Source organism: Mesorhizobium sp. M7A.F.Ca.CA.002.09.1.1 (assembly GCF_003998555.1).
In the GTDB taxonomy this organism is placed as follows: Bacteria; Pseudomonadota; Alphaproteobacteria; order Rhizobiales; family Rhizobiaceae; genus Mesorhizobium; species Mesorhizobium ciceri.
Window position 1 is genome coordinate 1 of the sequence record NZ_RZRR01000468.1, and the last position, 4335, is coordinate 4335.

The 4335-nt window shown below is 63.7% G+C and carries 4 protein-coding genes and 1 riboswitch; of the genes, 2 read left to right on the forward strand and 2 right to left on the reverse strand.

Going from position 1 to position 4335, the window contains the following annotated elements:
- Nucleotides 1-1005: aminotransferase class I/II-fold pyridoxal phosphate-dependent enzyme (locus EN994_RS19850; RefSeq protein ID WP_127307741.1), on the reverse strand; the 1005-nt coding region annotated here is incomplete at its 3' end.
- A 57-nt stretch (nt 1006-1062) separates the two neighbouring features.
- Nucleotides 1063-1140, reverse strand: a riboswitch (SAM riboswitch).
- Nucleotides 1141-1214: 74 nt separating this feature from the next.
- Between EN994_RS19850 and EN994_RS19855 the strand changes: the two genes are divergently transcribed.
- Both EN994_RS19855 and EN994_RS19860 read left to right on the forward strand, forming a co-directional pair.
- Entirely contained in the window at nt 1215-2309 is a 1095-nt protein-coding gene (locus tag EN994_RS19855) for a 2'-deoxycytidine 5'-triphosphate deaminase (protein ID WP_063170016.1), read from the forward strand.
- Between the two features lie 100 nt (nt 2310-2409).
- Entirely contained in the window at nt 2410-3183 is a 774-nt protein-coding gene (locus EN994_RS19860; protein ID WP_024503157.1) for an ABC transporter substrate-binding protein, read from the forward strand.
- 171 nt (nt 3184-3354) lie between these two features.
- On the opposite strand, the gene araD1 is transcribed toward EN994_RS19860, so the two are convergent.
- On the reverse strand, nt 3355-4335 hold a 981-nt coding region (gene araD1, locus EN994_RS19865; RefSeq protein WP_127307742.1), incomplete at its 5' end, for an AraD1 family protein.

The window sequence follows — 4335 nt, forward strand, 5'->3', positions numbered from 1 at the left end:
GATCAGGACGATGTCGAGCGCGTTCTGCAAGGCGAAGGCCGCCTGCTTGCCGCCCTTGACGTCCAGGCAGATCAGCGTCGAGCCGCCCGACATCTGCTTCTTGACGATGTCGGCCTGCGGATGGTCGGCGCGGCCGGGATAGATGACGCGCGCGATTTCCGGCCGTTCGGCCAGAAAATCCGCGATCCGGCCGGCACTTTCCGTCTGCTGGCGTACGCGCAGCGGCAGCGTTTCCAGGCCCTTCAGCAGCGTCCAGGCGTTGAAAGGCGAAAGGCTTGGGCCGGTATGGCGGAAATAGTCGTGCAGGTTCTCGTCGATCCACTTCTTGTCCGACAGGATGACGCCGCCGAGACAGCGCCCCTGGCCGTCTATGTGCTTGGTCGCCGAATAGACGACGATATGGGCGCCGAGCTGCAAGGGCTTCTGCTGCAGGGGCGTGGCGAAGACATTGTCGACGATCAGCCTGGCGCCGATCGAATTGGCAAGCGAAGCGACAGCGGCGATATCGACCACTTCCAGCGTCGGATTGGTCGGGCTTTCCAGGAAGAACAGCTTGGTGTTCGGCTTGATCGCCTTTTCCCAGTTGGCGATGTCGGTGCCGTCGACCAGCGTCGCCTCGATGCCGTATCTCGGCGCCAGCGTCTCGACCACCCAGCGGCAGGAGCCGAACAGCGCACGCGCCGCCACGATATGGTCGCCGGCCTTGGCGCTGCACAGAAGGGCGGCCGTCACCGCGGCCATGCCCGACGCGGTGGCGCGCGCGTCTTCCGCACCTTCCAGCGCGCACATGCGCTTCTCGAACATGTCGACGGTCGGATTGGCGTAGCGCGAATAGATGAAACCCGGCTCTTCGCCCTTGAAACGGGCTTCGGCGGCTTGCGCCGTTTCGTAGACATAGCCTTGGGTGAGATAGATCGCTTCTGACGTTTCGCCGAAACCGGAACGCAGCGTTCCGCTGTGCACGAGTGCCGTCTGAGGCTTCCAGTTGCGCTTCTTGGTGCTCATCGCTTTTCTTCCAGACACAAAAAAACCGGCCGCGAAAGTCGCAACCGGTCCATACGGCCTTGCGGCCCGACGGTCCTTTAGCGACTTGTTTAACGTGGCTGCAAGCCGACCGGCCAAATCACCACGGGATAACGACCCTTTAGACCCGCACCGCGCTTGCGTCAATTGCCGGCTTCATTAAGAGGTTTGTACCAAGCAGGAGTGGAGCCTTGCGGCAGACAGGCATTCTTCCCGACCAGGACATATCGGCGCTGCTCCAGTCCGGCGCGCTGAAGTCGGCGCGTGCGCTCGACACCGACCAGATCCAGCCGGCCAGCCTCGATCTCAGGCTCGGCGACAAGGCCTGGCGGGTGCGCGCCTCCTTCCTGCCCGGCCCCAATCACAAGGTCTCGGAAAAGCTCGACCGGCTGCAGCTGCACGAGATCAATCTGGCCGAGGGCGCGGTGCTGGAGACCGGCTGCGTCTACATCGTGCCCCTGCTTGAAAGCCTGGCGCTGCCGGCGGACATTTCAGCCTCGGCCAATCCGAAGAGTTCGACCGGACGGCTCGACATCTTCACCCGCGTCATGACCGATCGCGGCCACGAGTTCGACAAGATCGCGGCCGGCTATCATGGCCCGCTCTTTCTGGAAGTCAGCCCGCGCACCTTCCCGATCGTCGTCCGCACCGGGTCGCGCCTGTCGCAGATCCGTTTCCGCACCGGCAATGCGCTGCTCTCCGAAGCCGAGTTGCACGACCTGCATCGCACGCAGATGCTTGTCGCCACCGAGCCGCCGAACATTTCCGGCGGCGGCATCGCGCTGTCGATCGACCTCAACGGCGATCAAAGCGGCTTGGTCGGCTATCGCGGCAAGCATCACACCGGCCTCGTCGATGTCGACAAGCGCGCGGCCCAGGAAGTCGTCGACTTCTGGGAACCGATCCACAAGAGCGGCGCCGGCGAACTGGTGCTCGACCCCGATGAATTCTACATCCTCGTCAGCCAGGAGGCGGTGCATGTGCCGCCGCTCTACGCCGCCGAGATGACGCCCTTCGATCCGCTGGTCGGCGAATTCCGCGTCCATTATGCCGGCTTCTTCGATCCGGGCTTCGGCCATTCCGCATCCGGCGGCACCGGCAGCCGGGCGGTGCTGGAAGTGCGCAGCCATGAAGTGCCGTTCATCCTCGACCACGGCCAGATCGTCGGCCGGCTGGTCTACGAGCATATGCTGAAGCGGCCGCAGGCGCTCTACGGCACCGATCTCGGCTCCAACTACCAGGCGCAGGGCCTGAAGCTGTCCAAGCATTTCCGCGCCGCGCGCTGACCCTCATTGCCCCAAGGCAAAATACTTGCCTGTACCGGCTCGCCATGCTTGGCTGCCTTGCCGCCCGTCAAGCTGGCGGCGTTCAAGGGGAACCAAGAAAATGCGATTTTCGAAATGGGTCATATCGGCGGCGGGCGCTGCCATGCTGGCAACACTGGCCGGCTCTCTGTCGGTGCAGGCGGCGGAGAAAATCAAGATCGGCACCGAGGGCGCCTATCCGCCGTTCAACACCATTACCGCCGACGGCAAGGTCGAAGGCTTCGACATCGACATCGCCAATGCGCTGTGCGCGCAGATGAAGGTCGAATGCGAGATCGTTACCCAGGACTGGGACGGCATCATTCCCGCTTTGCAGGCCAAGAAGTTCGACGCCATCATCGCCTCGATGAGCATCACCGAGGAGCGCAAGAAGCAGGTCGCCTTCACCAACAAATATTATACGACACCGCTGGCTCTGGTGGCGCCGAAGGACACCGATCTCACCTCGACCGAACCGGCGGCCCTTGCCGGCAAGACGGTCGGTGCCCAGGCTTCGACCACGCAGGCCGACTATGCCCAGAATGAATATGGCAAGGCGGGCGCGGAGGCCAAACTCTATCCCACCCAGGAAGAGGCGATCACCGACCTGACCAACGGTCGTCTTGACGCCGTGATCTCGGACAAGTTCGTGCTGATGGATTGGCTGAAGAAGGCAAGCGACGGCTGCTGCAAGCTGGTCGGCGACGTCAAGGGCACCGAGACCCAGGCCGGCATCGCCGTGCGCCTGGACGACACGGCCCTGCGCGACAAGCTCAACGCGGCCATCGACGCGATCGTTGCCGACGGCACCTACAAGAAGATCCAGGCCAAGTATTTCGACTTCGATATTTATTGAGGCAGAGGCGCCTTTTCCTTCTCCCCTTGTGGGAGAAGGTGTCGCCGGAGGCGACGGATGAGGGGTGTTCCAGGGAACGCCAACGTTTCACTCCGCTGGAACACCCCTCATCCGTCTCGGCGCTAACGCGCCGATCCACCTCCCACTTGGGGAGAAGGAAAAGGCGCGCTCTCAAAGCGCCTTCACAGCCACCTTCACCGGCTGCTCGATCTCGAGCGGGTTGCGCAGCGGCAGGCCGAAATCCCCGGCCTCGATCTCGAAGACATCGCCGGCCTCGGTCGTGATGCCGTCGGCGAAGGACAGCGTCGCCGTGCCGAACATGTGCACATGCACGTCACCCGGCTGGCGGAAGGCCGCGTATTTGAAATGATGATGTTCGAGATTGGCGATGGTGTGCGACATGTTCGCTTCGCCGGACAGGAACGGCTTTTCCCACAGCACCTCGCTGTCGCGCACGATGCGCGAGGTGCCGCGGATGTCGGACGGCAGGTCGCCGATCAGGATCTCCGGCCCGAACGAGGCGTTGCGCAGCTTGGAATGCGCGAGGAACAGATAGTTCACGCGCTCGGTGACGTGGTCGGAAAACTCGTTCGACAGCGTGAAGCCGACGCGGAAAGGTGCGCCGTCGTCGCCGATGACGTAGATGCCGGCGACCTCGGGCTCTTCGCCGGCGTCCTTGGCAAAGGCCGGTGACAGGAGTGCGGCGCCTGGTGCCACCGCCATCGTGCCGTTGCCTTTGTAGAACCATTCCGGCTGCACGCCGATCTGGCCTTTCGCCGGCTTGCCGCCCTCCAGCCCCATGCGGAACATCTTCATGGAATCGGTGAGCTGCTCCTCGCCGTCGGCGCTCAGCTTCTTGTGCATGGAATCGCGCGTCGCGGCGGAGCCGAGATGCGTCAGCCCGGTGCCGGTCAGGTGCAGATGCGCCGGATCGGGGTGATTGATCGGCGACAGCAGCCGCCCCTTCTTGTAAGCGGCCTCGAGATCGACCGTCTCGCCAAGCCCCTTGCGTTCGATCAGCGCGACGAGGCCGACGCCGGTGCGGGCGGCCTCCATCGCCAGCGAATAGACGCTGCGGGCGCCATTGATGATCCGGGTCTTGCCGCCATTGCGGGCGACGACGCGGATGGTCTCGGCGTCGTCAAGGCTCTG

Coding starts and splice junctions, on each gene's coding strand:
- EN994_RS19860 (WP_024503157.1), top strand. CDS start 2,410: ATGCGATTTTCGAAATGGGTCATATCGGCGGCGGGCGCTGCCATGCTG.